Genomic DNA, 2365 nt, shown 5'->3' on the forward strand with positions numbered 1-2365 from the left:
GCGGCCAGCAGCGCAGGCAGCCCGCCCGCGGGCACGGCGCGCAGCGCGGCGGGCCGGGCCTCGGGCGGCGGCGGCACGTCGACGGTGATCTCGTACCGCTCGCGCGCGAAGAACCCGCCGATGCCGCCGCTGCGGACGCGCTCGGCGCGCACGACGCGTGCCTGCGGCCCGAACTCGGCGCGCACGTGCGCCATGAGCTCGGCGAGGCTGGTGCCCTCAAGCAGCAATCGCGTGGTCACCGCGCACCACCCCCACGGTCTCGACGGTCAGCCCGCCACCGGTCACCTCGGCGTAGGACAGCACGGGCAGGCGCGGCAGGCCGAGCGCGACGAGCCGGCGCAGCGCGGGCCGCACGACGGGCGCGCACACGAGCACGACCGCCCGCCCGTCGGCCTCGGCCTCGGCGACGGCCGCACGGAGCTGGTGCAGCACGGACTCGACGCGCGACGGGTCGACGAGCAGCTGCGTGCCGCCGTCGCCGGGCCGCAGCGACTCGACGAGCTGCTGCTCCAGGCCCGGGTCGAGCGTGAGGACGCGCAGCGTGCCGTCCTGCGCGTGCTGCGCGGCGAGCGCGGGGCCCAGTGCGGCGCGCGCGGCCTCGACGAGCCCTTCCGGGTCGGTCGACAGCTTGGCCCGCAGCGCGAGCGCCTCGTAGATGCGGCCGAGATCGCGGATCGGGACCTCCTCGGTGAGCAGGCCCTGGAGCACGCGCTGGACCTCGCCGAGCGACAGCAGCGACGGCACGAGCTCCTCGACGACCGACGGGTTGACCTTCTTCACGGACTCGGTGAGGACGCGCACGTCCTCGCGGCCGAGCAGGCGCGCGGCGTTCTGCGTGATGAGCGCACCGAGGTGGGTGATGAGCACGGACACCCGGTCGACGACGGTCGCGCCGGACATCTCGGCAGCGTGCCGCAGCTCGGACGGCACCCACTTGCCGGGCAGGCCGAACACGGGCTCGTGCACGACGGTCCCGGGCAGCGCGCCGAGGTCGTCGCCGAGCGCGAGCATCGACCCCGCGGGCGCCTGCCCGCGGCCGACCTCGACACCGGCGATCTTCACGACGTAGGTGGCCCGCGGCAGGTCGACCGAGTCCCGGGTCCGCACGGGCGGCACGACGATGCCGAGCTCCATCGCGGTCTTGCGCCGCAGGCCGCGCACGCGCGCGAGCAGGTCCTGGTCCGGGCCGGAGCCGACGAGGTCGACCAGGTCGGGCGCGAGCAGGATCTCGAGCGTGTGCACGCGCATGTCCTCGATGAGCTGCTCGGGGGTGTCCGTGGGCGGCGCGGTCACGGACGCGGCGGGCTTGGTGAGCGCCGCGGCGGCCTCGCGGGCCTCGCGCGCCTTGACCCGCTGCGCGACGAGCAGGAGCGTCGCGCCGACGAGCATGAACGGCAGCTTCGGCATGCCCGGCAGGAGCGCGAGCGCGATCGCGCCGCTGCCCGCGATGAGCAGCGCGGTGCGGGACTGCCCGAGCTGCTTCGCGGCGGCCGTGCCCATGTCGCCCTCGGCCGTCGCGCGGGTGACGACGATGCCGGTGGACACCGACAGCAGCAGCGCGGGGATCTGCGTGACGAGGCCGTCGCCGATGGTCAGCAGGCTGAACCGCTGCAGCGCGTCCCCCGCGGACATGCCCATCTGCACCATGCCGATGACGAAGCCGCCGACGAGGTTGATGACCGTGATGACGATGCCCGCGATCGCGTCGCCCTTGACGAACTTCGAGCCACCGTCCATGGCGCCGTAGAAGTCGGCCTCGGCAGCCACGTCGGCGCGGCGGCGGCGCGCCTCGTCCTCGTCGATGAGGCCCGAGTTGAGGTCGGCGTCGATGGCCATCTGCTTGCCGGGCATCGCGTCGAGCGTGAACCGCGCGCCGACCTCCGCGACGCGGCCCGCACCGTTCGTGATGACCGCGAACTGGATGACCACGAGGATCAGGAAGATCACGAGGCCGATGACGAGCGACCCGCCGATGACGAAGTGCCCGAACGCCTCGATGACCTGGCCCGCGTAGCCGTCGCGCAGCACGAGCCGCGTCGACGCCACGTTGAGGCCGAGCCGGAACAGCGTGAACACCAGGATCAGCGACGGGAACACCGAGAAGTCGAGCGGCCGCTTGACGTACATCGAGGTCAGCAGGATGACGAGCGACGCGGTGATGTTGACGGCGATCAGCACGTCGAGCAGCGCGGCGGGCAGCGGCACGACGAGCAGCAGCACGATGCCGACGACGCCGGCGGGCACCGCCATGGGCGCGATGGACCGGGACTTCATCGGGTGGTCTCCTGACCGGTGGAGGTCTCAGCGGGGTCGGTGGGGGCGGCGGGCCGGCGGCCGGCGCGCGCGGCGTCGCGCACGGCGGCCC

The 2365-nt window shown here is 74.1% G+C and carries 2 protein-coding genes; both read right to left on the minus strand.

Features of this window, described 5'->3' with window-relative positions; genetic code table 11:
• Window positions 1–239, minus strand: a 239-nt coding sequence (locus CTKZ_RS12900; RefSeq protein WP_200829739.1) for a hypothetical protein, incomplete at its 3' end; no start/stop codon positions are given.
• Entirely contained in the window at window positions 217–2274 is a 2058-nt protein-coding gene (gene flhA / locus CTKZ_RS12905; protein ID WP_124343329.1) for a flagellar biosynthesis protein FlhA, read from the minus strand. The genes flhA and CTKZ_RS12900, both read right to left, overlap by 23 nt.
• Between the last annotated feature and the right edge of the window lie 91 nt (window positions 2275–2365).

The organism is Cellulomonas algicola, assembly GCF_003851725.1.
Lineage (GTDB): Bacteria > Actinomycetota > Actinomycetes > Actinomycetales > Cellulomonadaceae > Cellulomonas > Cellulomonas algicola.

Coding starts and splice junctions, on each gene's coding strand:
- flhA (WP_124343329.1), bottom strand. CDS start 2,274: ATGAAGTCCCGGTCCATCGCGCCCATGGCGGTGCCCGCCGGCGTCGTC.